22 protein-coding genes and 1 pseudogene are annotated in these 25,225 nt (G+C 63.7%); 13 read left to right on the top strand and 10 right to left on the bottom strand.

Features of this window, described 5'->3' with window-relative positions:
- Positions 1-181: 181 nt before the first annotated feature.
- The 6 genes from sucC (at position 182) to CXY72_RS12035 (ending at position 7,160) form a co-directional block, all read left to right on the top strand.
- On the top strand, positions 182-1,351 hold the full coding sequence (sucC, locus tag CXY72_RS12010) for an ADP-forming succinate--CoA ligase subunit beta (RefSeq protein ID WP_104127912.1): 1,170 nt from the start codon (positions 182-184) through the stop codon (positions 1,349-1,351).
- Positions 1,352-1,364: 13 nt separating this feature from the next.
- On the top strand, positions 1,365-2,252 hold the full coding sequence (sucD, locus tag CXY72_RS12015) for a succinate--CoA ligase subunit alpha (RefSeq protein WP_104127913.1): 888 nt from the start codon (positions 1,365-1,367) through the stop codon (positions 2,250-2,252).
- A 103-nt stretch (positions 2,253-2,355) separates the two neighbouring features.
- Entirely contained in the window at positions 2,356-3,660 is a 1,305-nt protein-coding gene (locus tag CXY72_RS12020) for a DUF6350 family protein (protein WP_104127914.1), read from the top strand.
- Between the two features lie 10 nt (positions 3,661-3,670).
- Entirely contained in the window at positions 3,671-4,264 is a 594-nt protein-coding gene (gene purN / locus CXY72_RS12025) for a phosphoribosylglycinamide formyltransferase (RefSeq protein WP_104127915.1), read from the top strand.
- Positions 4,261-5,934 (top strand): bifunctional phosphoribosylaminoimidazolecarboxamide formyltransferase/IMP cyclohydrolase, encoded by a 1,674-nt coding sequence (gene purH, locus CXY72_RS12030; RefSeq protein ID WP_104127916.1) that lies wholly within the window; start codon positions 4,261-4,263, stop codon positions 5,932-5,934. The genes purN and purH overlap by 4 nt, the downstream gene beginning before the upstream one ends.
- A gap of 146 nt (positions 5,935-6,080) precedes the next feature.
- Positions 6,081-7,160 (top strand): Glu/Leu/Phe/Val dehydrogenase family protein, encoded by a 1,080-nt coding sequence (locus CXY72_RS12035; RefSeq protein WP_104127917.1) that lies wholly within the window; start codon positions 6,081-6,083, stop codon positions 7,158-7,160.
- Positions 7,161-7,233: 73 nt separating this feature from the next.
- Here CXY72_RS12035 and CXY72_RS12040 read toward each other — a convergent pair whose 3' ends face one another.
- Positions 7,234-8,049 (bottom strand): DedA family protein, encoded by an 816-nt coding sequence (locus CXY72_RS12040; RefSeq protein WP_233197795.1) that lies wholly within the window; start codon positions 8,047-8,049, stop codon positions 7,234-7,236.
- Between the two features lie 444 nt (positions 8,050-8,493).
- Between CXY72_RS12040 and CXY72_RS12045 the strand changes: the two genes are divergently transcribed.
- Positions 8,494-10,356, top strand: coding sequence for an ABC transporter ATP-binding protein (locus tag CXY72_RS12045; RefSeq protein ID WP_104127918.1), 1,863 nt, complete (start codon positions 8,494-8,496; stop codon positions 10,354-10,356).
- Complete coding sequence (locus CXY72_RS12050; protein ID WP_104127919.1) at positions 10,353-12,158, top strand: ABC transporter ATP-binding protein; 1,806 nt, start codon at positions 10,353-10,355, stop codon at positions 12,156-12,158. The genes CXY72_RS12045 and CXY72_RS12050 overlap by 4 nt, the downstream gene beginning before the upstream one ends.
- A 144-nt stretch (positions 12,159-12,302) precedes the next feature.
- Here the strand turns inward: CXY72_RS12050 and CXY72_RS20140 are convergent.
- From CXY72_RS20140 to CXY72_RS12070, 4 genes and pseudogenes are all read right to left on the bottom strand, one after another.
- Positions 12,303-12,556 (bottom strand): annotated as a pseudogene (locus tag CXY72_RS20140) (integrase core domain-containing protein); the annotation flags it as partial.
- Between the two features lie 393 nt (positions 12,557-12,949).
- Complete coding sequence (locus tag CXY72_RS12060; RefSeq protein WP_104127921.1) at positions 12,950-13,414, bottom strand: MarR family winged helix-turn-helix transcriptional regulator; 465 nt, start codon at positions 13,412-13,414, stop codon at positions 12,950-12,952.
- A 7-nt stretch (positions 13,415-13,421) separates the two neighbouring features.
- Positions 13,422-14,207, bottom strand: a complete 786-nt coding sequence (locus CXY72_RS12065) for an alpha/beta fold hydrolase (protein WP_104127922.1) — start codon at positions 14,205-14,207, stop codon at positions 13,422-13,424.
- A gap of 64 nt (positions 14,208-14,271) precedes the next feature.
- Complete coding sequence (locus tag CXY72_RS12070; protein ID WP_104127923.1) at positions 14,272-14,625, bottom strand: cupin domain-containing protein; 354 nt, start codon at positions 14,623-14,625, stop codon at positions 14,272-14,274.
- 245 nt (positions 14,626-14,870) lie between these two features.
- On the opposite strand from CXY72_RS12070, the gene CXY72_RS12075 reads away from it, so the two are divergent.
- A complete protein-coding gene (locus tag CXY72_RS12075) occupies positions 14,871-16,403 on the top strand; it encodes a DUF4389 domain-containing protein (RefSeq protein ID WP_233197796.1) in 1,533 nt (510 codons plus the stop codon).
- A 44-nt stretch (positions 16,404-16,447) separates the two neighbouring features.
- On the opposite strand, the gene CXY72_RS12080 is transcribed toward CXY72_RS12075, so the two are convergent.
- From CXY72_RS12080 to CXY72_RS12090, 3 genes are all read right to left on the bottom strand, one after another.
- A complete protein-coding gene (locus CXY72_RS12080) occupies positions 16,448-17,350 on the bottom strand; it encodes a sugar ABC transporter permease (RefSeq protein ID WP_104127924.1) in 903 nt (300 codons plus the stop codon).
- Positions 17,347-18,960: an ABC transporter permease subunit gene (locus CXY72_RS12085; protein WP_104127925.1), complete on the bottom strand. Its 1,614-nt coding sequence runs from the start codon at positions 18,958-18,960 to the stop codon at positions 17,347-17,349. The genes CXY72_RS12080 and CXY72_RS12085 overlap by 4 nt, the downstream gene beginning before the upstream one ends.
- Positions 18,961-19,052: 92 nt before the next feature.
- The gene (locus CXY72_RS12090; RefSeq protein ID WP_104127926.1) at positions 19,053-20,288 is read right to left on the bottom strand and encodes a maltose ABC transporter substrate-binding protein; all 1,236 of its coding nucleotides are present in this window, start codon (positions 20,286-20,288) and stop codon (positions 19,053-19,055) included.
- A gap of 251 nt (positions 20,289-20,539) precedes the next feature.
- Here CXY72_RS12090 and CXY72_RS12095 point away from each other — a divergent pair, with 251 nt between their 5' ends.
- The gene (locus CXY72_RS12095; RefSeq protein ID WP_104127927.1) at positions 20,540-21,556 is read left to right on the top strand and encodes a LacI family DNA-binding transcriptional regulator; all 1,017 of its coding nucleotides are present in this window, start codon (positions 20,540-20,542) and stop codon (positions 21,554-21,556) included.
- On the opposite strand, the gene CXY72_RS12100 is transcribed toward CXY72_RS12095, so the two are convergent.
- The gene (locus CXY72_RS12100; protein ID WP_104127928.1) at positions 21,519-21,944 is read right to left on the bottom strand and encodes an MGMT family protein; all 426 of its coding nucleotides are present in this window, start codon (positions 21,942-21,944) and stop codon (positions 21,519-21,521) included. The genes CXY72_RS12095 and CXY72_RS12100 overlap by 38 nt on opposite strands.
- Before the next feature lie 18 nt (positions 21,945-21,962).
- Positions 21,963-22,415, bottom strand: a complete 453-nt coding sequence (locus CXY72_RS12105; RefSeq protein ID WP_104127929.1) for a GNAT family N-acetyltransferase — start codon at positions 22,413-22,415, stop codon at positions 21,963-21,965.
- Positions 22,416-22,573: 158 nt separating this feature from the next.
- On the opposite strand from CXY72_RS12105, the gene CXY72_RS12110 reads away from it, so the two are divergent.
- The 3 genes from CXY72_RS12110 (at position 22,574) to CXY72_RS20150 (ending at position 25,015) form a co-directional block, all read left to right on the top strand.
- Positions 22,574-23,788 (top strand): NADP-dependent isocitrate dehydrogenase, encoded by a 1,215-nt coding sequence (locus tag CXY72_RS12110; RefSeq protein ID WP_104128059.1) that lies wholly within the window; start codon positions 22,574-22,576, stop codon positions 23,786-23,788.
- Positions 23,789-23,931: 143 nt separating this feature from the next.
- Positions 23,932-24,486 carry a hypothetical protein gene (locus tag CXY72_RS20145; RefSeq protein WP_233197797.1) on the top strand — a complete coding sequence of 185 codons (555 nt, stop codon included), beginning with the start codon at positions 23,932-23,934 and terminating at the stop codon, positions 24,484-24,486.
- Positions 24,398-25,015 (top strand): HAD-IC family P-type ATPase, encoded by a 618-nt coding sequence (locus tag CXY72_RS20150; protein WP_233197798.1) that lies wholly within the window; start codon positions 24,398-24,400, stop codon positions 25,013-25,015. Before CXY72_RS20145 ends, CXY72_RS20150 begins: the two co-directional genes overlap by 89 nt.
- Positions 25,016-25,225 lie beyond the last annotated feature (210 nt).

The raw sequence follows: 25,225 nt of genomic DNA on the forward strand, positions 1-25,225 counted from the left end.
CAGCACGGCGGTGTTTCGGCAGTTCCGCGAGTGCGCCTTGGCGCTCGAATCACGCGCTAGAGTTTTCACGGGCCGGTATGTCTTGATGTCGAGCTAATTTACGGCGAGGACTGCTGTTACCAACAACCTCATATATCTTCACCGGCGGTGTGATCGCCAAGACGCGGATTGGAAGAGCAGCGTGGATCTTTACGAGTACCAAGCGAGAGACCTTTTTGAGGAATATGGTGTGCCGGTTCTGCCGGGCATCATCGCGGACACCCCCGCCGAAGTGCGCGCAGCGGCCGAGAAGCTCGGTGGCGTTGTCGTGGTCAAGGCGCAGGTCAAGGTCGGCGGCCGCGGCAAGGCCGGCGGCGTCAAGGTAGCCAAGACTCCGGATGACGCCGAGGCCGCTGGGCAGAGCATCCTGGGCCTCGACATCAAGGGCCACACCGTGCACCGCGTCATGGTGGCCGGTGGAGCCCGCATCAAGTCGGAGTTCTACTTCTCGGTTCTGCTGGACCGCTCCAACCGGTCCTACCTGTCGCTCGCCAGCTACGAGGGCGGCGTGGAGATCGAAGTTCTCGCCGTCGAGAAGCCCGAAGCGCTCGCCTACACGGCCATCGATCCCTCGGTCGGCATCGACCTCGCCGTGGCGAAGCAGATCGCTATCGACGCCAAGTTCCCGGCCGAGCTCGTTGACAAGGTCGCCCCGGTCTTCGTCAAGCTCTACAACGTATTCACGGGTGAAGACGCGACCCTGGTCGAGGTCAACCCGCTGGTGCTCACCGAAGAGGGCGACATCATCGCGCTCGACGGTAAGGTCACCCTCGATGAGAACGCCGACTTCCGTCACCCCAAGCACGCTCTGCTCGAGGACGCTGCTGCGGCCGATCCGCTCGAAGCCAAGGCCAAGGCTGCCGGCCTCAACTACGTCAAGCTTGACGGTGAAGTCGGCATCATCGGCAACGGCGCGGGGCTCGTCATGAGTACCCTCGACGTCGTCGCCTACGCCGGCGAGAACTTCGGCAGCGTCAAGCCGGCCAACTTTCTCGACATCGGGGGCGGAGCATCCGCTGAGGTAATGGCCGCCGGCCTCGACGTCATTCTGGGCGACCCGCAGGTTAAGAGCGTGTTCGTCAACGTCTTCGGTGGCATCACCGCGTGTGACGCCGTCGCCAAGGGCATCGTGGGTGCGCTCGCCGAACTTGGTTCGAGCGCCAACAAGCCGCTCGTCGTTCGCCTCGACGGCAACAACGTCGAGGAGGGTCGTCGCATCCTCGCCGAGGCGAACCACCCGCTCGTAACACTGGCCGCCACCATGGACGAGGGCGCCGCCAAGGCCGCCGAACTCGCCCACGCAGCGAAGTAAGGGACAACCACGCATGTCAATCTTCCTCAACAAGGACTCCAAGGTCATCGTTCAGGGCATCACCGGAGGTGAGGGCACCAAGCACACCGCCCTCATGCTCAAGGCCGGTACCCAGGTCGTCGGTGGCGTCAACGCCCGCAAGGCCGGCACCACTGTCGTGCACGGCACCGTCGAACTGCCCGTTTTCGGTACGGTCGCCGAGGCCGTCGCCAAGACCGGCGCCGACGTGTCGATCATCTTCGTGCCGCCGGTGTTCACCAAGGACGCCGTCATTGAAGCGATCGATGCCGAGATTCCGCTTCTCGTCATCATCACCGAGGGTGTTCCCGTGCAGGACTCGGCCGAGTTCTGGGCCTACGCCATCAAAAAGGGCAACAAGACCCGCATCATCGGCCCGAATTGCCCCGGCATCATCACGCCCGGTGAAGCACTCGTCGGCATCACCCCGGCGAACATCACGGTCAAGGGCCCGGTCGGACTCGTCTCCAAGTCGGGTACCCTCACCTACCAGATGATGTATGAACTGCGGGACCTCGGCTTCTCCACCGCGATCGGTATCGGTGGCGACCCCATCATCGGCACCACGCACATCGATGCCCTCGAGGCCTTCGAGAACGACCCGGAGACCAAGGCCATCGTCATGATCGGCGAAATCGGCGGCGACGCTGAAGAGAAGGCCGCCGAGTACATCAAGGCGCACGTCACAAAGCCGGTCATCGGCTACGTGGCCGGTTTCACCGCCCCCGAGGGTAAGACCATGGGCCACGCCGGCGCCATCGTCTCCGACGGAGCCGGAACCGCCCAGGGCAAGAAGGAAGCCCTCGAAGCCGCCGGAGTCAAGGTCGGCAAGACGCCGAGCGAGGCTGCGAACCTGCTGCGTGAGGCACTCGCCGCACTGTAATTCGCTGTCGGAAAGGGCTCGCCGAAATTTCGGCGGGCCCTTTCTGCATGGGTGGGCGCGTGCTGGTGAGCATTGCCGGCCCAGCGATATAGGCTCGCAACGGATGAATCGCATAACGACCGCCCTGCTCGCCGCTCTTGAGGCTCTACTTGTCGTCGCCATCGGCATCGGCATCGCGATGGTGCCGCTCACCGTGCTCTGGGCCGCCCACTTTGGCCTCTCTGTGGAATGGTTCGTCTTCTGGCGCGCTGCTGCTGATATCTGGTTGCTCGGCAACGGCGTCGACCTCACGGTGCAGCTTGGCCCTGACGTCGCCGCCGCGCTCGCCCTGACCGGCGCAGACACCCCCTTTCTCATCTCGGTGGTGCCGCTCGGCTTCGCCATGCTCTCGGTGCTGATGGGCGTGCACACTGGCCGTCGCGCCGCCGAGACCCCGCACCTCGTCACCGGCGTCGGCGTCGCCGTGGGCACGTATGCCGTTCTCGCCGCGCTGGTGACCCTGTCCGCGGTGTCGGAAACGGTTGCGCCCAACCAACTGCAGGGGCTCGTGCTGCCGACGCTCATCTATGCTGCCGGGGTTCTGGTGGGGGCGGAACTGGGGCGGCGCAAGACCGGGGGGGCGGTGGTGGGCCTGGATCGGGTGAACCGCGGTATCCGCGCGGCCTACCAACGGATACCGCACACCGGTCGCNATCGGGTGAACCGCGGTATCCGCGCGGCCTACCAACGGATACCGCACACCGGTCGCACCGTCATCGAGGGTGCACTGCGCGGTGGAACAGCCGCCGCCGCGGGCGTGCTGATCGTGTCGGCCGTGGCTGTTGCCGTGCTCATCGCGGTCAATTACGCGACCATTATCGGGCTCTATGAGGCGGTGCAGGCCGGTGTCTTCGGTGGCGCTACCATCACCCTGGCGCAGCTCGCACTCATTCCCAACCTCGTTATCTGGGCTGCCGCGTGGTTTGTCGGGCCCGGCATCGCGCTCGGCATCGGTACCACCGTCTCGCCGATCGGCACGGTCGTGGGAACCCTTCCCGGCCTGCCTCTGTTTGGCGCCCTGCCGCAGGGCACCCCGACTTACGGCTTCCTCGGATTGCTTGCGCCCGTTCTGATCGGTTTCGTTTTCGCAGTCGTGACCCGGCAGTTTTTGGACCGCGCTGGGGTCCCTGAGAGAACCACGCTCGCGCACGTTTTCACCGGCCTCGGCATGGGCGTCGTCGCCGGCGCACTCCTCGGCCTGCTCGCCTGGTGGTCGGCCGGAGCGATGGGCCCGGGTCGACTGGCTCAGGTCGGGCCGAACCCGCTCCTGGTCGGCGCGCTCGCCGCCGCCGAAATCGGCGTCGCTGCGGCACTCGGCATGCTCGCCGGCCGGGTACGGCTCCCGTCTCGGCGCTCTGCCAAACGGTAGGCTGAAGATCGTGCTGTCTATTGTCGTGCTGATCTCCGGCGGAGGATCCAACCTGCGGGCCCTGCTGGAAGCGTCAGAAGACGCCGAGTTTCCGGCACGAATCGTGGCGATCGGAGCTGATCGCGATGCTGACGGGCTTGAGCTCGGCGTCGAATTCGGTGTCCCCGCCTTCTCCGTTCCGTTCTCCTCTTTCGCTGACCGGGCGGCCTGGGGCGACGAACTGCTCGCGCAGATTCAGCAGTGGCAGCCCGACCTGGTTGTGCTCAGCGGCCTGATGCGGCTGCTGCCGCCGCGCGTGGTCGCCGCCCTGTCGCCGAACCTGATCAACACCCATCCCGCGTTCTTGCCTGAGTTTCCGGGGGCGCACGCCGTGCGCGACGCCCTGGCCGCTGGCGCGGTTCGAACCGGAGCGAGCATCATCGTGGTCGACAACGGTGTCGACGCGGGCCCCATCCTGGTTCAGGAGCGCGTCGACGTTCTGACCGGTGACACCGAAGCTTCCCTGCAGAATCGCATCAAGATCGTCGAGAGGCGCCTACTCATCCAGGCTGTGCTCGACATCGCCAACGGACACATGAACCTCAAGGAGAACAGCAACGCATGACCGCTCACACCAGCGCGCCCAGCTCGTACCGTAACCGGGACCAGATCGTGATCGAGCGTGCGCTCATCTCCGTTAGCGACAAGACCGGACTGCTCGAGCTCGCCGCTGCACTGACAACCGGAGGCGTCGAAATTGTTTCCACCGGCTCCACCGCGGCCACCATTCGCGCCGCCGGCTACGACGTCACAGACGTTTTTTCGGTGACGGGCTTTCCGGAATCGCTCGACGGCCGGGTCAAGACCCTGCACCCCGGGGTGCACGCCGGCATCCTCGCCGACCTGCGCCTCGAAGCGCACGAAGTGCAGCTGGCCGAGCTCGGTATCAAGGCCTTCCAGCTTGTCGTCGTCAACCTGTACCCCTTCGTCGAAACCGCCCTGAGCGGCGCCGAACCGGCCGACGTGATCGAGCAGATCGACATCGGCGGACCGGCGCTCGTGCGGGCATCCGCTAAAAACCATGCCAACGTGGCCATCGTCGTCGACCCGGTCAACTACGGTGAGATCATCGAAGCTATGGCCGCGGGTGGCTCAACGCTCAAGCTGCGTCAGAAGCTCGCCTCGCTCGCCTTCGAGCACACCGCCGACTACGACCTGAGCGTCTCGGCCTGGTTCACCGAGAACATCTACGACCAGTGGCAGGACGACACGGAGGCGCTCGATGAAGACGCCACCTTTGATGACGACGACGATGATGACGATGACGACGACGAGTCGCCGTTCCCCGAGGGGCTCGGCATCGAGGTCACTCGCGACGCGATCTTGCGCTACGGCGAGAACTCGCACCAGGCAGCCGCGCTCTACGTCGGGGACGGCGGCCGCGGCATCGCACAAGCCCGGCAACTGCACGGCAAAGAAATGTCGTACAACAACTACGTCGATGCGGATGCCGCGGTGCGCGCAGCCTTCGACTTCAGCGAGCCGGCCGTTGCGATCGTCAAGCACGCCAACCCCTGTGGCATCGCCATCGCCAAGCCCAATGCACCGGATCCCATCGCATCCGCCCACCTGCGCGCGCACGCCTGCGACCCCACCTCGGCGTTCGGTGGCGTGATCGCTGCAAACCGCGTCGTCACTTTGGGAATGGCCGAAACCATCAGCGAGATCTTCACCGAAGTGCTCGTCGCCCCCGGCTTTGAACCGTCAGCGGTGGAACTGCTCACCAAGAAGAAGAACATCCGCTTGCTTGAGTTGCCCGCCGACTATGAGCGTTCTTCGCTCGAACTGCACCAGATCTCCGGCGGCCTGCTCGTGCAGGAGACCGACAGCTTCGAAGACTTCAGCTCAAACGGTTGGACTCTCGTAGCCGGTCCCGAAGTGGATGCCGCCACCCGCGCCGATCTGGAATTCGCCTGGAAGTCCTGCCGCTCCGTGAAGTCGAACGCTATTCTGCTCGCGCACGCCGGGGCATCCGTCGGGGTAGGTATGGGCCAGGTCAACCGGGTCGACTCCTGTCACCTCGCCGTGAGCCGCGCCGGCGAACGAGCCGCGGGTTCGGTCGCCGCGTCGGATGCGTTCTTCCCCTTCGCGGACGGCCTCGAAGTGCTGCTCGACGCCGGCATCGCCGCCGTCGTGCAGCCCGGCGGATCGGTGCGCGACCCCGAGGTCATCGCCGCAGCGACCGCGGCGGGGATCTCGATGTACTTCACGGGAGAGCGCCACTTCTTCCACTAGGTTTCCACCCAGAAAAAGCACCTTCGACGTTGAATCGGGGGTGCTTTTTGGGTAGTCCGCACGCCCACCGGTTATCCTGATCGAGGCGGTGCCACACACCGGCGCCGCCGCACCCGGCCCACAAGGCCCGAAACAACGGAGTTTCCATGACCCTCACGCACCCTGCCGCAGCCCTCGATTCCCTCGCGCAGATTTCACTTTCCCATGAAAAAGTACTGATCGAAACCGGAAAACGATCTGGGCTGATGATCACGGTGGCCATCCACTCGACCCGTCTCGGCCAAGCCCTCGGCGGCGTGCGCCTATGGCAGTACGCAAGCTGGACCGACGCGGTCGCCGACGCCCTGCGCCTTTCCGCAGCCATGACCCTGAAAAATGCGGCCGCCGGCCTCAACCGCGGTGGTGGGAAGTGCGTCATCTATCTGCCGCTCGGCACGGTGCTGACAGACGCCGAGAAGCGGCTGGCGATGCTCGACCTCGGCGATGCCATTGAGAGCATGAAGGGCGCGTACATGACGGCCGAAGACGTCGGAACGAGCGCCGAGCTCATGGCGATCGTGGCCGAACGCACCAACCACGTCTGCGGGCTGCCTGCCGCGAGCGGCGGCGTTGGCGAGCCAGCGGATGCCACAGCGGCCGGCGTATACGCGAGCATCGAATCCACCCTGGAGGCACTGTTCGGCAGCCGCGAGGTGCGCGGCCGCCACCTGGTGATCTCGGGCCTGGGCCAGGTTGGTGGCCGCGTCGCAATGGCCGCCGCTGCCGCCGGCGCCACCCTCACCGTCACCGACATCAACCCCGACAAGCGCGCGCTCGCTGACGAACTCGGCGCCTGTTGGGTGCCGGTCGCTGATGCGCACCGGGTACACGCCGATCTGTTCGTGCCGTGCGGCCTCGGTGGTGTGCTGACATCCGCCGTGATCGCGGAGTTGAACGTGCTCGGCATCTGCGGCGCCGCCAACAACCAGCTTGAGAATTTGGCCGGCGCCGCCCAGTTGGATGCGCGGGGCATTCTCTGGGCACCCGATTTCGTCGTCAACGCCGGCGGCGTCGTCTACCTCGACCTGGCGAGCGAACCGAACGCCGATCGCGCCAAGATCACCGAGCGCGTTGCGGCCATCGGGTCCGTGCTCACGCAGATTTTCACGGATGCCAGCGCGAACGAGATCACGACCCTCGCGGCCGCCGAACTGCTCGCCGTGACCCGCCTGAACGCCGCCAGCTAGCGCGCCCCATCTCGGTGGCCGCTACGCACGATTACCGTAGTGGCCACCGAGAGCATGCGCGGTCACGTAAGGCTTACTCGCGCAGGTCGACCGGGATGGTGGGCACAACGCGGGCGGCCACACGACGCTCCTTCAGCGTGGTGCGACCGGCTTTGACCAGCTCGGTGAGGATCGGAATTCCGGAAAGCAGAATGATGCCGATGATGAAGTACTCGGAGTACGCCTCGACAAACGCGATCTGACCGAGGAAGAAACCAACCAGGGTGAGGCCGACACCCCAGGCGAAGGCGCCAATCGCGTTGTAAATCACAAAGCTGCGGTAACGCATCTTGCCAACGCCAGCAGCAACCGGTACGAAGGCGCGGAAGACCGGCAGAAAACGGGCCAGGATGATGGACTTACCACCGTGCTTGGCGAAAAAGGCGTTGGTGCGCTCGACATTCTTCGGGTTGAAGAACCGGTTCTTCTCGCGCGAGAACACGGCGGGACCAGCCTTTCGGCCGATGACGTAGGCGAGCTGGTCACCGGCGAATGCGGCCGCGAACACGACCAGGCAGGTCACCCAGATAGGCAGCGGCACGACGCCGGTCGCGGTCAGCAGACCGACCGTGAACAACAGCGAATCGCCCGGCAGGAACGACAACACGATGAAACCGGTCTCGACGAACACGATAACGGCGACGCCCAGCAGCACGAACGATCCAAACGAGTGGATCAGCCACTCAGAGTCAAGAAAATCGATTCCGAACAGGGTGGGCAGCATGAAGAATCCTTCCAACAAGCGAGCGCGGGGCATGGCCATGCCGACGAGAGGCGCAGACTCCAGACTACGTGACGCGATGCTGGGATATGCCGGGTTGCCCGGGCTCGGCGCGGGTCTGCCCGCCACGAGAACGGATGCTCCCGGTTGAGAAAATACTTGTGTTCTGCCCCCGCTTCCCAATATCCTGAAAGGCTGCCTGTTTCGGGGGCATGTGACAGACATACTTGAGGCGCCCAGGAGGCAGACATGACCAAGACAGCACCGATAGTGCTCGCAACGGCTGCGAACCACGGCGCTTCTTGTGGCGTTTCTTCTCCCGCCCGCCCAACGACCCGCACCACCGCCGTTGGGGCCTGCGCCGGCTAGTTTCATCGTGCTCGTCAGGGCAAGCACTCAGCAGATGTGCCCATGAGCCAACCCAGCCGCACCGTACCGCCGCGCGGGGTGCTTCACCACTGCAGTACGTTCTCGTCGGCACTGCCAGCTCATTGTCGGCACGCTGTCCGCGACCAGAATCATCCGCTGCCCGGCGCAACCCGAGGCGCGACCGCACCACAATAGGACTGGACCATGACCACCACCGCACCGAAGGCGCCGCCGCCGCCCAGCAATGACGCCCCAGCACGCAGCAACACCTTTCGCAGCCTGCAACGGCTCTATCCCTATGCCAAACCGGCCCTGCCGCGTATCTACTGCGGCATGGCCGCGGCGCTTTTCGCCGGTCTCGTGGCCCTGGCCATACCGCAGGTGCTGGCCTGGCTCGTCGATGGCCCGCTCAGCGCGGTGGGGAACGGCGACAGCGCCGTACAGGTCTGGCCGGCCGTGTGGATGGTTCTCGGACTCGGTGTTCTCGAGGCGATCATGATCGCCCTGCGCCGCTGGTTCGTACTCACCCCGGGCACCCACATCGAGGCCCGCATGCGCAACCACCTCTATGCCCGGCTGCAGGACCTGCCGGTGAGTTTTCACGACCGCTGGCCGAGCGGGCAGCTGCTCTCGCGCGCCGTGAGCGACCTCAACCTCATTCGCCGCTGGATGTCATTCGGGCTCCTGCTGCTCGTGGTCAACTTTCTCACCATCGTTGTCGGCATCGTCATTCTGCTCTGGATGCATTGGCTGCTGGGCGTGATCTTCGTGGTCTGCTCGATTCCGATTTGGATCTACGGCTATGTCTTCGAAGAGAAGTACTCCGTGATCACCCGGCGCAGCCAAGACCAGGCCGGTGACCTCGCAACCGCCGTCGAAGAGTCCGTGCACGGAATTCGCGTGCTCAAAGCGTTCGGCCGCGGGTCGTTCGCGCTGAAGAACTTCGCCTCGCAGGCGGAAAGCCTGCGCGGCACCGAGATTGAGAAGGCCCGCGCCATTGCGGGCATCTGGCTCTGGTTGCTACTCGTGCCCGACGTTGCATTCGCGCTCTGCCTCGTGGTCGGCGTCTGGCTCACCAGTCAGGATGCCCTGAGCAGCGGTGAGCTGCTGGCCTTCTTCGCCACCGCCACGGTGCTGCGGTTCCCCGTGGAATCGATTGGGTTCCTGCTCTCGATGACCTTCGACGCGCGCACTGCGACCGACCGCTTCTTCGACATTCTCGACGCCCCGAACGAGATCACCGACCCGACGGACCCGGCCACCGTGGCGGCACCGCTCGGCCGACTCTCGTTCGATAACGTGCACTTTCGCTACCCGGACTCGCCCGAGCGCCTTCCTGACCTGCTCAACGGCATCGACCTCGTTCTCGAACCGGGGGAGACCATGGCGCTCGTCGGCCTCACTGGAAGCGGCAAGTCCACACTCACGGCCCTCACCACCCGGCTGTATGACGTGACTGCGGGCGCCGTGACGCTCGACGGTGTCGACGTGCGGGCGCTGCGCCGCGAGGAACTGCGCAGCCACCTCGCGATGGCATTTGAGGACGCCACCTTGTTCTCGGCATCCGTTCGTGACAACGTCCTACTCGGCCGCGCCGACCTGGCCGCCAGTAGTCCCGAAGCGGATGCCGCACTCGCGCAGGCCCTACAGATCGCGCAGGCTGATTTCGTGCACGATTTGCCCCTCGGTGTCGACACCCTCGTCGGCGAAGAGGGAATGAGCTTGTCCGGCGGGCAGCGGCAGCGTCTGGCGCTTGCCCGCGCGGTCGCGGCGCGGCCATCCGTTCTCATTCTGGACGATCCGCTGTCGGCGCTCGATGTGAACACGGAATCGCTGGTGGAGAACGCGCTGCGGGAGGTGCTCGTCGATACCACCGCGCTTATCGTGGCGCACCGACCGTCAACGGTCATGCTCGCCGACCGCGTGGCTCTGCTCGAAAACGGTCGCATCACCGCCGTCGGAACGCACTCCGAGCTATTGCGCACCAGCGCGCACTACACCTTCGTCATCTCCAGCCTCGAAGACGAAGAACGCAGAGAATCGAACCGAGCGGAGGAAAAGCTGTGACCGTCAGTGGCGTCAAGGGCGAGGAACGCCATAACTTCACCAAGGCCGAGAGCAAACAGATTCGCGCTCGCTCGCTGCGGCTGCTCGGCTCGCTGCTCTTGCCGGTGCGGGCCAAGGTCGTGCTCGCCATGCTCGTGGTGGTCGTCTCGACTGCCGCCCAGGTCTCCGGTCCAGCGCTGATTGCCGTCGGCATCGACCGCGGCTTGCCCGCGCTGCTGGAGCAGGACTGGCTGCCGCTGGCTGCGACCGGCGGCGTTTATCTCGTGGCCGGGGTGATGGGCGCGCTGCTGATCGCCTGGTACACCGTGCTGTCGGCCCGCATCAGCCAGGGCGTACTGATCGACCTGCGCAAGCGGGTATTTCTGCACACGCAGAAGCTCAGCCTCGAATTTCACGAGTCGTATACCTCCGGTCGTATCATCTCGCGCCAGACCAGTGACCTCGATGCCATTCGCGAACTGCTCGATTCCGGCATCAACCAGCTGGTGCAGGGCATCCTCTATATGTCGTTCACCGCGGTCGTCTTGGTGCTGTTCGATGGCACTAGCGGACTCGTACTGCTCGGCGCCGTGCTGCCGCTCGTCATTCTCACGCGCTGGTTCCAGGTGCGCTCGCAGAGTCTGTTCCGGCAGTCGCGGGTCGCGTCGGCGAGCCTGATAGTGCGTTTCGTCGAGACGATGACCGGCATCCGCGCGGTGAAGGCGTTTCGCACGGAGAAGCACAACGGGACGGTATTCGGCAAACTCGTCGAGAGCTATCGCGAGGTCAACGCGCGAGTGATTCAACTGTTCGGGGTGTTCGACCCTGGGCTCGTGCTGATCGGCAACGTGACGGTCGCGGCCGTGTTGCTGGTCAATGGTTTTCGGGTCGCTGACGGCCAACTCGCCATCGGCGCGCTGCTCGCGACGCTGCTCTACACCCGCCGGTTCTTCGACCCGATGGAGGAGATGGCGATGTTTTACAACTCCTACCAGTCGGCCGCTGCGGCGCTCGAGAAGATCTCCGGCGTGCTCGAGGAGCGCCCTGGGGTGCCCGATCCAGTCGCCCCAGTGGACCTCTGGGAGGCTCATGGTCGGGTGCGGTTCGACAATGTGCAGTTCGCCTATCAGACGGATCGGGAGATCCTGCCGCACTTCGACCTCGATATTCCGGCCGGGCAAACCATCGCATTGGTCGGGTCGACCGGAGCCGGTAAATCGACGCTCGCCAAGCTGATGAGCCGGTTCTACGACCCGACGGATGGCCGGGTTCGGCTCGACGACGTCGACCTGCGCGACCTGCATCCCAAAGACCTGCGGCGCGCGATCGTCATGGTCACCCAGGAGGCCTACCTGTTCAGCGGTTCGGTCGCCGAGAACATCGCAATAGGCAAACCGGATGCGTCGGCGCAGCAAATTCGCGCCGCCGCGGCTGCCGTCGGTGCTCACGAATTCATCGAGAATCTCCCGAATGGCTATGACACCGACGTGAACAAGCGTGGCGGGCGCGTGTCAGCCGGACAACGCCAATTGATCTCGTTTGCGCGCGCTTTTCTCGCCAACCCGGCGGTGCTGATCCTCGATGAGGCTACATCGTCGCTCGATATCCCGAGCGAACGGCTCGTGCAGGAGGCGTTGCAAACCCTGCTCGCTGATCGCACGGCCGTGATCATCGCCCACCGCCTGTCGACGGTCGCAATCGCCGATCGGGTGCTCGTGATGGAACACGGTCGCATCGTGGAGGACGGAACGCCGAAAGACCTCATCTCGGGAACCGGCCGCTTCGCGACCATGCACGCCGCCTGGCGCGAGTCCCTCGTGTAGCCGCTCCCGGGAGGCGGCGAGCATCTTCGTCGCTCCCGGAAACGGAACATTCACAGACCACGACGGTCGTGCAGATCGAACGTCAGCTTCGGTATGAGTTGCTGCGGGCATTTCGAACAGTGGAATTTGTGGATTCTCCGACACTGCCAGTGCTGGCCGTGGATGACCATAATGGGCGTCATTAGGCTGGCGATAACCCAGTGCGGAATGCCGGCGTCGGCTGTTGTAAACGGTTCAACACACCGGATGACGTCGCTGCGAGCGTGTGATTTCGTCGCGCATGTGGTGCGGTAGACGCACTCGTTCTTGAGCAGCGAGAAAAAAGATTCAGCCATGCTGTTGTCCCAGCACACGCCGGTGTGGGTCATCGAGGAACGCCTTCCCAGGCTGGCCCGAAGGAACGGACGCGGTATGCCCCCTACGCGGCGCAGAAGCAGGCCGAGCTTCGCGACCGTCGTCTTGAGGTCAGTAAATTCGATTATCCGGAACTGGTCCTTTGTGGTGCAGACCACGTTGCACCTGAAACTGCTCGAAAGGCTCGTAGGCGACACCGCCGACTGTCGAATGTCGGCACTGTTGGTGGTCGCCATGCCCGCGAAATGCATAAGGCCAACGCCTCAGGCCCGCGGGTGGCGATAGTGAGCGCCGCGAGCATCCAACCGGCGCTTGCCATATTCGTCAGTCGAGAGTGAGTACCGCTGCCTGGCAACGAGCCTCACTGCCGATGCTCATTCTCAACGTGCTTTCGGTCGGACCACACGCAAGGGGAACCCACCGAGGGACAGCGCTCTTCAACTCGCCGAAGAGCTTGACGAGCGGCGGTCCACCGCGATTCCGGCCGGGCGGCCAGAGACGAACTTACGAAGTAACGTGTTGACGCTCTCAATCTCAACAGCAGTCATCGATTGCTCGATGAAGCTATGAAGTACGGCTTCGACGCCCCGAATACTGACTTCTTTCTCCCGACCGGTATCCGTCAGGGAGAGGACCACTCGGCGCCGGTCGTCGAGCGCTGGTATCCGCTCGAGCAGGCTCGCGGTCACCAAACCATCCACCAGACGGCTGGGGCTGCCGGTCTCACAAACCAGCAACACTCCGAGGTCGACCAAGGAAAGAGGGCCGTGATCAGCCACCACCCGAATCACCTCAGCCTGGGATGGTGACACACCGAGGGGGCGAAGTAGACCGAGAAGGATTCGGTTGCCTTCACGTTGGGCTGCGAGAACAAGATATCGCAGCTCTTGGGATGCATTCATGATGCATTCATGATGCGCTGAATTCGGCTGAATCGTCCACCCGGTGCACGCTGTCGACGAAGGTGCGGATGGCGTTCGAATACAGGGTGGGATGAGTGAAGCGGAACATGTGACCCGTTTGGGGCAACACAATCTCCGACGAGTCGCTGATGCCGTCGAGCAGTTGGCGCGCAGCTTCCGCGCCGACCAGTCGGTCATCTGCCGGCGTCAGCACGAGCGTTGGTACAACGACTCGTGCCAGGTCGTTGATCATATTGAAGCGGGTGATGGACGTCACTCGCGCCGTATAGCTCGATCGCGGAGTGTTCTGCACAAAGAGGTCTCGGTAGTCGTTTTGAGTATGCGGGACTTCTGCCTCAGCGTCGAAGCGTGAAGCGAGCTGGAAGGCGTGAAAACGGAGCGTGCCGTGCCGGTAGACGGCGCCATTGGCGAACCTCGACAGTTTCGCGGCGACGCCCTTCCACCTCGGGAGCGGGTTTGCGGCGAAGCCTCCGGAAAGCACAAGTCCTACAAGGCCTGCCGGTTGCCGGGCGGCGAGGGCAAAGCTAATGATAGCGCCGAACGAATCTCCCACCAGAACGTACGACGTAAGACCGTGAACCTGTTCAGCTAGGGCGGTGGCGTAACTTTCAACGTCAGCAACGTCCTCTGGCAGTCGCATTGTGCGCGCTGGAAGACCAGCGAGACCGGGAAGCGCGGTCAAGTCCCACGGCGCACCCGAAAAGCACGGCACGCACACGACTGTCGGTCGAACTGTCCCAACATGTTTAGATGACGCATCATTTAATAACATGTCATCAATATAGCGCAGAGCGACAGCCGGACAACCAAGGGCTTGTCAAGTGGAGTTGACCAGCTCAATCAGGCACGGGGCCGAGGGGCTCGGAGGAGCCGGGAGCGAGCGGATCCGGGGCAGGTTCCTTGAGTTCCACGAAAATGGTGTGCGTGGCCGTTTCTCCGATGTTCGCACCGGAATGCTCCTGGGCGGGGAGCCACCGAGCCACGCCCTCCGGCAGCTCGAGGTCCACGGATCGACCATCGGTGGTCAGCCGCCGGGTGAAGGCCGTGAGAGTGAACATGACGCTGTCCGGGTGCCGATGCGGCGTTGTTTCGTCGCCGGGCCGGTCGAGGTATTCGAGCACCCGGACCCGCTCGTTTTCAAAGATCACCCGATAGAACCGCGGGTTGGTGACGACTGGATCGCTCTGCATGTCAGCACGGTAGCACCGACGGCCTGCACAGCAGACTATGGTCGGGTCTTTGGTCACTGGTCAGGCCTGCGAAGGTGGGGCATGCTGAACTCGGACGTTCATTCCCTGGGCATAAACGTTTTCAGAAAGGCTGCCAGACGATGAGTAACCTGAATCCTCCGACCCGACCCGCGCTGCCCCCTTCCGATTCAGCGCCCACATTTCATGGACGCGTAGGGTCAGGGACAGGCCCGGGTGCGATCATCATGCTCGTTTTGGGCACGGTGCTGGGCCTGGTCGGTGCTGGCATGCTGTCCGGGGGAACGGCGCTCGCCGTCGCCACGGCGGCCCAGGGAAATGATGGATACTTCACGTCGCAGGCCGAGACTTTCACGACCGATTCGGTTGCGATCACATCGCCGAGTTTTGACATTGGCAGAGACTTCGACGTGCCGACCGGAGTCGGATTCGACCTGGCCACGCTGCGCCTGCAAGCCAGCAATGTCGCGACCGACCGAGACGTGTTCATCGGCATTGCGCCACGCGCCGACGTCGATGCGTACCTCGCCGACGTGAACCACAGCGAGCTGCGTGACGTGCAGACGTCACCGTTTCGGGTTGATTACCTCGACGTTCCCGGTACTCAAACGCCCCCCGCCCCCGCCGACCAGACTTTCTGGACCGAATCTGCAGCGGGCTCGGGACCTCAGGAGATCATCTGGAAACCCGCCGCGGGCGACTGGTCGGTCGTGGTAATGAATGCCGACGCCAGGCCCGGAATCGCAGTGAACCTCGCAGCCGGCATCCAGACCGATCTGCTGGGGCCGATCAGCATGGGGCTCGTCCTGGGCGGTGGCATCCTTTTTCTGCTCGGTGTTCTTCTCGTCGTGTTCGGTGCCGTCGGCCTCGGGAGAAGGCTCACGCCGACGCCCGGCGCACCCGGCGCACCCGGCGCTTTCGGTGATGCTGGCACGCCAATGCAGCCGCCCGCCTTCGGCCGAGTGGATGCGACAGGCTCGGTCACCCCGCAGCGAGTCGCCCGAGCGGCGACCGCGCGGCAGGCATCCGTTCTGGTCCCTTCTGACTCGATTAAACCCGTGTACCGGGCAGTATTGACCGGGCACCTCGACCCCGTGCTCTCCCGCGGGCTGTGGCTGATCAAATGGCTGTTGGCCGTTCCGCACTTCGTAGTGCTCGCCGGCCTGTGGTTCGCGTTCCTGGTCACGACGGTGGTGGCGGCGTTTGCGATTCTGTTCACCGGTCGTTACCCGCGTTCGATCTTTCATTTCAACGTGGGCGTGCTGCGGTGGAGCTGGCGCGTGTCGTTCTACGCCTATTCAGCCTTCGGTACCGACCGGTACCCGCCGTTCACCCTCGCGCGCACCGACTACCCCGCCGACTTCGACGTCGAGTACCCCGAGCGACTGTCGCGGGGCCTCGTGCTCGTGAAGAGTTGGCTGCTCGCCATTCCGCACCTGGTGTTGCTCACGGTACTCGTCGGCGGCGGGGCGGCCGGGGCCCACCCCTGGCGAGGCGACGGCGGCGCGGGTGCTGGCGGAACCGACGGAGTATCGCTCCTCGGCATTCTCGTCGTGGTCGCCGGGGTTATCCTGCTCTTCACCGGCCGGTATCAGCGGCCGCTGTTCGACGTTATCTTGGGGGTCAATCGCTGGGTGTTTCGCGTCGTGACGTACACGGCGCTGCTGCGCGATGAATACCCTCCGTTCCGACTGGATCAGGGCCCGACCGAGCCTGCCACCGAAACCGTTGCCAAAACGTCCGCCGGGTCGACCCCGTAGACAGTGCCGGGCTGATCGACTTGCCACGGTCGACCAGCCGTTCACTACTTGTCCGACCCAGCGGTGAGGCCGCCCACGATGTACTTCTGCAGGTAGAGGAACAACGCCATCACCGGCAGGGCGGCCAGCACTGCCCCGGCCGAGAAGGCACTCCAGTCGGCGTAGTTCGGGTTGGATACCAGCCGGTACAGTCCAACGGCGAGGGTCTGCTTGTCCGGGTCGATCAGCAGTACGCTGGCGACCACGAAATCGTTCGTCGTCGCGATGAACGAGAGCAGTCCCACCACGGCCAGAATGGGAGCGACGAGCCGCAGAATGATGGTGAAAAAAATACGCGCGTGACTGGCTCCGTCGATCTTGGCGGCCTCATCGATCGATGCGGGAATGGTGTTGAAGAACCCGTACATGAGGTACGTGTTCACGCTGAGAGCTCCGCCCAGGTACACCATGATCAGCCCGATCTGCGTGTTCAGGCCGATTGCCGGGAAGAGATCGCTGATCGTGCTCATCACCAGAAAGATCGCAACGACGGCGAGCAACTGCGGAAACATCTGCACGAGGACGAGGGTGAGCAGCCCCACGCGGCGACCGGTGAAACGCATGCGAGAAAAAGAATATGCCGCGAGGGCGCCGAGGAACACGGTGAGAATCGCCGTCGTCGCGGCGATGATAATGGTGTTGCCAAACCACAACCCGAAGGGGGCTTCGGGCGTGCTGAGAATGCGAGCGTAGGCATCGAAGCCGATGCGCGAGAACAACTGGTTCGATCCGGTGAGAGTGCCTTGCGGATTGAGCGACGCCGACAGCACGTACAGCAGTGGAAAGCCGGAGAACACGACCATGACGATGCCCACCAGGTGACGCCAGCCGGTGCGAGCAAACCAGCGCCGAAGTGCGAACGGACGTTTGAGCGGGATTACCCGTGTGGCCCCGTCGACAGTCATCATCGGTTCAACTCCTCGAGTGCCTTGGTCTTGCGGAACGCGACCACGGAGATGACCGCAACCAGAATGAAGATGATGATCGAAAATGCGCTGGCGAGTCCGTAATCGCGCGCTTGACCGGTGAACGCAACCTTGTACACCATCGAGATCAGGATGTCGGTGGCCCCGACGTTCACATCGGCCGCGCCATCGCGCGGCCCGCCGCCGGTGAGCATGTAAATGAGATTGAAATTGTTGAAATTGAAGGCGAACGATGCGATGAGCAGGGGGGCAACGGAGACGAGGAGCAGGGGCAGCTTGATCAGCCGGAACACCGCCCAGGGCTTGGCGCCGTCGACCGTGGCCGCTTCTTCCAGCTCCGCCGGAATGGATTGCAGCGCTCCGGTGCAGACCAGGAACATGTACGGGAAGCCCAGCCACAGATTCACCACGAGAACGCTGATCTTGGCCAACCAGGCATTGGTCAGCCACGGAATCTCAGCGCCGCCAAGTAGAACCTGGTTGACAAAGCCAAAGCTTTCGCTGAGCATTCCAGCCCAGACCAGCGCGGACAGGAACGCGGGAAAAGCGTACGGCAAGATCATGGCGACACGATAAAACTTACGGCCCCTCATGCGCATGTCGTTGAATACGATCGCGAGGAAAAGCCCGAGGAAGAACGTGGTCGCGACCGACAGGGCGGCGAAGGTGATGGTCCACAGGGTTACGCTGATCAGCGGGGTACGGATGCCTTCTTCGGTGAACGCGCGGGCGAAGTTGTCGAATCCCACGTTGATGCGCCAGCCCGGCAGCATCTCCTCGCCGGTTGCGGAAACAAACGCGCCGTCACCGGTGTCGGTGAAGACGGTGCCGGTTTTGGCATCCGTCATCGTGTCGGCCTGCTCGTCGTAGACGAGGGAGGAGAGATACAGGTACGCGCTACTCCCGTCGTTGGTGCGCAGGGCGCCGTCGTTCGGATCATCGGAGAACGGAACAGCCAGGGCCGTGATTTCGGTGGTGCGCGACAGGATGTCCTGAAAGCTGAGGGTCGTATAGCCGGTGAGGCCGACGCCCTCGCCGCCGTCGATGGTGGCGTTGTTGACGGGGGACAGTGGGCTGTCGGCCGAACCGAGGCTGACCTCACCATTGGGGTCGGTGACCAGAAAGCTCAGGGTGCCGAATTGGTCGAGCACCGTCACCGCGTAGGTCGGGGAATCGGGCACACGCTCCTGGGCGCTGCTCATCAGCGCCGAGATGGCCTGCGCCTTGTCGCTGTTGTGCCCGGTGCTGTAGTTGGTGAAGCCGATATAGGCCGTGTAACCGACCACAAAGATCTGGAACACGACAAGAAAGATGACGCCGGGGGTGAGGTACTTGGCCGGTAGCTTGCCGGGCGTGAAATAGATCCAGTTGACGACCAGAGTGACCGCGGCGACGAGTCCGAAGATGATCCACTGCTGCTGAAGGAACAGGATGAACAATCCGTAGAGGGCGATCGCGTCTACGATGCCGAGGAGCGTGATTTTGATCAGGATGGTTTTGAGGCCACCGGACGCCGCCTCGGCGATCATCGCGGCGCGCTGGTGACGCTTCGACGGTTTCGTTGTGCTGGCATCCGTGTCATCGGTGCGCATAGTTCTGCTTTCAAACGGTGAACGGGTATCTGGCTTGTGGCCGCCGGACGGGCGGCCACAAGCCATTGGTGTGGCGCGAGAACGTGCGCTTTCTAGCCGATGGCGCCCTGTACGTCGGCGGCCAGTTTCTGCCATGTAACGGTCGGATCTTCACCGTTGATGACGGCGGCCTGGGCGATTCCCCAGAACTGCCAGACCTGGCCCATGGCGGGGATGGCGGGCATCGGCACGGCTTGAGCGCCTACGGCAGCGAAGCCGGCAACCACGGGATCGCTCGAAGCAGCTTCAACGGATGCCTTCAGCGCGGGAAGGACCTGTCCTGACTCGAACAATGCGGTCTGTACGTCTTCGGTAGCCATGTAGTTGACCAGAAAGTCGTTGGCGGCGACCTTGTTCGCGCTCTGCTCGCTAATGAAGAACCCCTTGACGCCGGCAAAGGGAGCCGCAGTACCCGTTGAGGGAGCGGCGATCGGGTCGACGGCGAGATTGATGCCGGCCTCGAGCGCAGCGCCGACGTTCCACGGTCCAGTCAGCCAGAAGGCCGCGTCGCCGGAAGTGAACGCGGTCTTGGCGATGTCACCGGTGATCTCGGTGTTGAACACCCCGGTACCGTTTTTGCCTTGGCTGGCGAGCCAGCTCGCGAACGCCTCGCCGCTGGCATTGCCGATCTCAAGCTTTGTGGCGTCGTAACCGCCGGAAGCGTTGGTGCCGAAGACCGGAGCGCCGAAGGAGGTTTCGAATGGGTATAGGTGGTACGGGTTGCCGTCAACGCCCTGCTCGACGAGGAACGGGTAGGTCACCCCGGCGGCCGTGCCCTTGGCGATCATGTCCTCATAGGAGCTGGCCGCCTCGGGGACGAGATCCGCGTTGCGCAACAGGGCGAGGTTCTCGACGGCATAGGGCAGCTCGTACACCTGGCCGTCGTAGGTGGACGCTGTAATGGCGACGGGGAGAAAATCGTCGGCCTTGTCGCCGAGTTCGATCGGGCTCACGACCCCATTGGTGACCAGTTCGCCAAGCCAGTCGTGGGCGCCCATGGTGATGTCGGGACCCTTGCCAGTGGGTACCTGCTGGATGAAGTCGTCCTTGAGAGTGGCGTTGTCTTTCGAAACGAGATCGACTTCGACACCGGTTTTTTCGGTGTAAGCGGCCGCGGCGGGTTTCAGAGCCTCGACTCGTTCGGCGTCAACCCACACGGTCAAGGCGTTGGCGGACGAGTTGTCACTATTGGTGTTATCGGACGACGCGGGGGAGCATCCGGCCAGGGCCAGAGATGCGACGACCGCGAGAGCGCCGACTCGGAGCAGGTTCTTGGTATTCACCGTCATTGGTGTGGAGCCTTTCGCAAAATAGTGCCTGCAGCGGTGCAGACCGGCTATGACCGGCTCGTTTTGCAAGCGATTGCACAACGTGCCTGCACTGAGGCTAGTCCAAAATCACCATAATTAGGTCACAAAATGACAACAAACTCAGCGTCGCTCGAGTCGGGGGTGAATCATTTTGCAATCGCTTGCAGTGTCTGAAAAATGTGTAACATATCAACTGCGCCACCAACGAGGGCGGCACGTTTGAGGACTTCATGATCAATATTGCAGACGTCGCGCGTCATGCCGGAGTGTCCACGGCCACCGTGTCACGCGCGCTCAGCGGCGGTCACCACGTGTCGCCAGCCACTCGCCTGCGCGTCGAGGAATCCGCTGCGCACCTGGGGTATGTCGTGTCGTCGAACGCGTCCAGCCTGGCGTCCGGGCGCATGAAGAATATCGGCGTGGTCGTGCCGTTCTTGAATCACTGGTTTTTCGCGAGCGTCGTCGAAGGCGCCCAACAAGCGCTGCAACGCCACGGGTACGACCTCACTCTCTACAACCTCACCGGCGGACTCGAAGCTCGCCGCAGCGTCTTCGAACACTTTCTGCTGCGTCAACGAGTTGATGCTGTCATCGCGGTTTCGCTCGAGCTCACCGAAAACGAGGTGGCCCGGTTACACGCCTTGAACAAGCCCCTCGTGGGCGTCGGCGGTCCGCTGGCCGGCGTTCGCACGCTCACCGTCGATGATCTCGCCGTCGCCCGCCTCGCGACGGAGCACCTCATTGCACTCGGTCATACCCGCATCGCGCACATCGGTGGTGACAAGGCATTCGACCTGGACTTCAACCTGCCGACCAATCGGCGCTTCGGCTACGAGGCCGCCCTCGTGGCCGCGGGAATTGAAGCGCGCCGCGATGATTTTCGTCCGGCCGATTTCACCACTGCCGGGGGCTATCAGGCGGCCAAGCAGTTGCTTGGGCGGCCGCACGAACGCCCGACTGCCATCTTCGCCGCCTCCGACGAAATGGCCATCGGCAGTATTCTGGCCGCGCGAGACCTGGGGCTTGCCGTGCCAGGGGACATCTCGGTGATCGGTGTCGACGACCATGAACTGGCGACTTTTTTCGGGCTCAGCACCGTGGCACAGTTTCCGCAACGGCAGGGCGAGAAGGCTGTCGAAGTACTCATGGAAGAACTCCGACCGCACCCGGAGTCGCGCACCGGGCTCAACATCAACATGCCGTTCGAACTCATCGTGCGGGGCAGCACAACACGTCCGGCGGTGTAGCCTGACCCGCGATTGCACCTTCGCCGCAGCTGTTCGGCGGGCTTTGGTGTTTCGTGCGCGGCGCCCAGCGGGCAGCGGCGTAGTCGACGCGGTAGGTGGCATCCGTTGTCGCCCGATCCTTGACCACGCCTAGCAGCGGTGTGTGCTCGGTCTCGTAGTGCGGCAGCGCTCGGGCCTCGTGCCCGATGGGCGGATACCCGCCGGCGCGAATCACCCGCCACCACGCCACGTCAGAGCCATAGCGGGCCATGACGTGGCCGACAGCGCGGGCGGCACGGGAGCCGAGCTCCGCCGCCACGCCGCCATACGTCATCACACGACCCGTCGGGATGGATTCGACCACGCCAAGCACGCGCGAGACGAAATCATCGGGCTCCGGTGTGGTCATGCGCAGACTGAACGCGGCTCAGAGCTTCAGCGAACCGATGACCTCGCCGTACTGGGTCTCGCCGACGTCGACGAAGCCCAGGCGGTGAAAGAAGGCCTCCGGGCCGTCGGCGCCGGGCTCCCAGATGACGTTGACGTGATCGAAACCACGATCGCGGGCTTCAGTGGCCAGCGCTTCGGCGGCGAACTTGCCGACGCCCTGACCCTGGGTGTCAGCGTTGACGTTGATGCGCCAGATGCAGGCGCGAAACTCTTCGTGCTCGGAGTTAGGGTCGAAGTTGCCGTGGATGAACCCCGCGACGACGCCGTCGAGAAGGACCACGCGCTGCCACGATGTGGCCGGGTTGATCACCGAAGCGGCAACCGAATACGAGACCGGTGCAATGAATTGCTCCTGGCCCGGCTTCAAGCTCAGGTTGTTGGCCGCAACGATGTTGCGGGCGGATAGTTCTTCCAGCGTCAGCTCACCCATGTGATCAGGCTAACGTGCGCCCGGGGTCGCCGGTAGTCGATCAAAGCGTCGATACCCTCAATTCACTCGCAGATTTATCTCGATGTCAAGATAGTTGTGAGTTTCTAGTAAGCTCGTCGATGGTCGTGACGGCCACACTGAACAAAGAGGAGAAATTTTTGTCGAAGATCAAGGTTGAGGGAACAGTTGTCGAACTCGATGGCGACGAGATGACCCGCATCATCTGGCACGCCATCAAAGAAACGCTCATTCACCCGTACCTCGATATTGACCTCGAGTACTACGATCTCTCGATTCAAAAGCGCGATGAAACCAACGACCAGGTCACGATCGACGCCGCCTACGCCATTCAGAAGCACGGCGTCGGAGTAAAGTGCGCGACCATCACCCCCGACGAAGCTCGGGTGGAAGAGTTCGGCCTGAAGAAGATGTGGCTCTCGCCGAACGGCACCATCCGCAACATCCTCGGCGGCACCATCTTTCGTGAGCCGATCGTCATTTCCAACATCCCACGCCTGGTTCCGGGCTGGAACAAGCCGATTATCATCAGCCGTCACGCCTACGGCGACCAGTACAAAGCCACCAACTTTCGTTTCAAGGGTAAGGGCACGCTCAGCATGACCTTCACGCCGCAGGACGGCACCGAGCCGTCGACGTTCGAGGTGTTCGAGTCCCCTGGCGACGGCGTCGCCATGGGCATGTACAACCTCGACTCGTCGATCACCGACTTCGCTCGCGCCACCCTGGCCTATGGCCTCGAGCGCAACGTGCCGGTCTTCCTCTCGACCAAGAACACCATCCTCAAGGCCTACGACGGTCGGTTCAAAGACATCTTCCAGGACATCTTCGACGCCGAGTTCAAAACGGCCTACGAAGCGGCCGGCCTCAGCTACGAGCACCGCTTGATCGACGACATGGTCGCCTCGGCCATGAAGTGGGAGGGCGGTTACCTCTGGGCCTGCAAGAACTATGACGGTGACGTTCAGTCCGACACCGTCGCCCAGGGCTTCGGCTCGCTCGGCCTCATGACCAGCGTGCTCTCCACCCCCGACGGCAAGATCGTCGAAGCGGAGGCCGCCCATGGCACCGTGACACGTCACTATCGCCAGCACCAGCTCGGCAAGCCCACGTCGACCAACCCGATCGCGTCGATCTACGCCTGGACCCGGGGGCTGTCGCACCGCGCGAAGCTCGACAACAACCCGGCGCTGGCCGAGTTCGCGTTGACCCTCGAAGACGTCGTGATCAAGACCGTCGAAAGCGGCAAGATGACCAAGGACCTCGCGCTTCTGGTCGGCCCCGACCAGGGCTACCAAACTACCGAAGAGTTCCTCGCCTCGATCGCCGAGAACCTGCAGAGCCGCCTGGCGTAAGCGCTGATAGCAGTAGCAGACAGGCCCCGACCAGTTCTGGTCGGGGCCTGTCTGCTGCTGCGAGCAAATGCCGGTCGCGGGTGTCCCCAAGTGGCGGACAGGACACTGTGGCGGCGCGGGCGCGCAGGGGCCAGACTCGGGCCATGACTCGCATCCCGGCCTTCGTTGTGAGGTCTCGCATCGTGGCGGCGACGATCGTCGTCGGACTGATCGGCCTGGCCTTGTGGGCCGTCGAAGCGACCGCTGCGGTGCGGTGGCTGTTCAGCGGTTACGGCCTCGTCATCGCCCTGATCGAACTCGTCGGGATGCTGCGCCGGCTGCGCCGAGGCAGCTTCGGCATCGACCTGCTCGCAATCATCGCGATCGTCGCGACCATCCTCGTCGGCGAATACGTGGCAACGGTGCTCATCGTGCTCATGCTCGCCGGCGGAGCCGCCCTCGAAGACTTCGCCGCAGGGCGAGCGGCGCGGGAACTGGACGCGCTGCTGAAACGAGCCCCGCAAATCGCGCATCGACTCGACCCGGACTCCGGTGAAGCCACGGATGTGCCCGCCACCGAGGTGTGTGTGGGGGATCTGCTGCTCCGTGCCCGTCGCGTTCATGGGCGGCATGAGTCGAGCCGCCCGCAACGGCATCATCGTGAAGGGTGCCGGGGTGCTCGAAGCACTCTCCCGCGCCAAAACTGTCGTCTTCGATAAGACCGGAACGCTTACTTACGGCACCCCCGCGATCACCGAAGTGCGCCCCGAAGCGAACTTCACCGCCGCTGGGCTGTTGACGCTCACGGCGTCGGCCGAGCAATATTCGAGTCACGTGCTGGCGGCATCCGTTATTACAGCGGCACACGAGCGCGGTCTCGAGCTGCGCGCGGCGGACTCGGCGAGTGAGGCCGCAACTTTCGGCGTCGAGGCCCGATTCGCAGCCGGTGTGGTGCGGGTCGGCAAGCTCGCATTCATTCATGACGGGACAGCGGATGCGACGGCTACCCACCTCTCCAGCGGCGAACTCGCCATGTACGTGGCCGACGATGGGCGGTTCGCCGGCAGTATCGTGGCGAGCGATCAGGTGCGCGACAATGCCCGCCAGACCGTCGCCGACCTTGCACGCCTCGGTGTGCGGGAGAGTCTTATGCTCACCGGCGATGCGCGCGCCACTGCCCAGCACGTCGCCGGCCAGGTGGGTATCGTGCATGTGCGGGCGGATTGCCTGCCGAGTGACTCAGGGTGATTGCGGCGTTCGGGTTGATTCCGGCGACCGCGGGCGCCATCAGCCCGGAGATCGTCGACCTCGTGACCATTGTGAACGTGCTGCGTGCGATCGGTGGTCAGCGGGACGAGGCTGCAGCGCGGCGGGTACCGGTCGGTGCGGCATCGGCCGCTGCCGAAACGCACGAAGAAACGCACAGACCGGGACACCCAACAGTAGACAGGCCGGCAC

The organism is Cryobacterium sp. Y57 (genome assembly GCF_002929505.1).
In the GTDB taxonomy this organism is placed as follows: domain Bacteria; phylum Actinomycetota; class Actinomycetes; order Actinomycetales; family Microbacteriaceae; genus Cryobacterium.

What these genes read in the sequence shown, in the direction of transcription:
- sucD (WP_104127913.1), top strand. Translation starts at nt 1,365, where the DNA reads ATGTCAATCTTCCTCAACAAGGACTCCAAGGTCATCGTTCAGGGCATC.
- purH (WP_104127916.1), top strand. Translation starts at nt 4,261, where the DNA reads ATGACCGCTCACACCAGCGCGCCCAGCTCGTACCGTAACCGGGACCAG.
- CXY72_RS12035 (WP_104127917.1), top strand. Translation starts at nt 6,081, where the DNA reads ATGACCCTCACGCACCCTGCCGCAGCCCTCGATTCCCTCGCGCAGATT.
- CXY72_RS12045 (WP_104127918.1), top strand. Translation starts at nt 8,494, where the DNA reads ATGACCACCACCGCACCGAAGGCGCCGCCGCCGCCCAGCAATGACGCC.
- CXY72_RS12060 (WP_104127921.1), bottom strand. Translation starts at nt 13,414, where the DNA reads ATGAATGCATCCCAAGAGCTGCGATATCTTGTTCTCGCAGCCCAACGT.
- CXY72_RS12065 (WP_104127922.1), bottom strand. Translation starts at nt 14,207, where the DNA reads ATGTTATTAAATGATGCGTCATCTAAACATGTTGGGACAGTTCGACCG.
- CXY72_RS12070 (WP_104127923.1), bottom strand. Translation starts at nt 14,625, where the DNA reads ATGCAGAGCGATCCAGTCGTCACCAACCCGCGGTTCTATCGGGTGATC.
- CXY72_RS12075 (WP_233197796.1), top strand. Translation starts at nt 14,871, where the DNA reads ATGCTCGTTTTGGGCACGGTGCTGGGCCTGGTCGGTGCTGGCATGCTG.
- CXY72_RS12080 (WP_104127924.1), bottom strand. Translation starts at nt 17,350, where the DNA reads ATGATGACTGTCGACGGGGCCACACGGGTAATCCCGCTCAAACGTCCG.
- CXY72_RS12085 (WP_104127925.1), bottom strand. Translation starts at nt 18,960, where the DNA reads ATGCGCACCGATGACACGGATGCCAGCACAACGAAACCGTCGAAGCGT.
- CXY72_RS12090 (WP_104127926.1), bottom strand. Translation starts at nt 20,288, where the DNA reads ATGACGGTGAATACCAAGAACCTGCTCCGAGTCGGCGCTCTCGCGGTC.
- CXY72_RS12095 (WP_104127927.1), top strand. Translation starts at nt 20,540, where the DNA reads ATGATCAATATTGCAGACGTCGCGCGTCATGCCGGAGTGTCCACGGCC.
- CXY72_RS12100 (WP_104127928.1), bottom strand. Translation starts at nt 21,944, where the DNA reads ATGACCACACCGGAGCCCGATGATTTCGTCTCGCGCGTGCTTGGCGTG.
- CXY72_RS12105 (WP_104127929.1), bottom strand. Translation starts at nt 22,415, where the DNA reads ATGGGTGAGCTGACGCTGGAAGAACTATCCGCCCGCAACATCGTTGCG.
- CXY72_RS20145 (WP_233197797.1), top strand. Translation starts at nt 23,932, where the DNA reads ATGACTCGCATCCCGGCCTTCGTTGTGAGGTCTCGCATCGTGGCGGCG.
- CXY72_RS20150 (WP_233197798.1), top strand. Translation starts at nt 24,398, where the DNA reads ATGAGTCGAGCCGCCCGCAACGGCATCATCGTGAAGGGTGCCGGGGTG.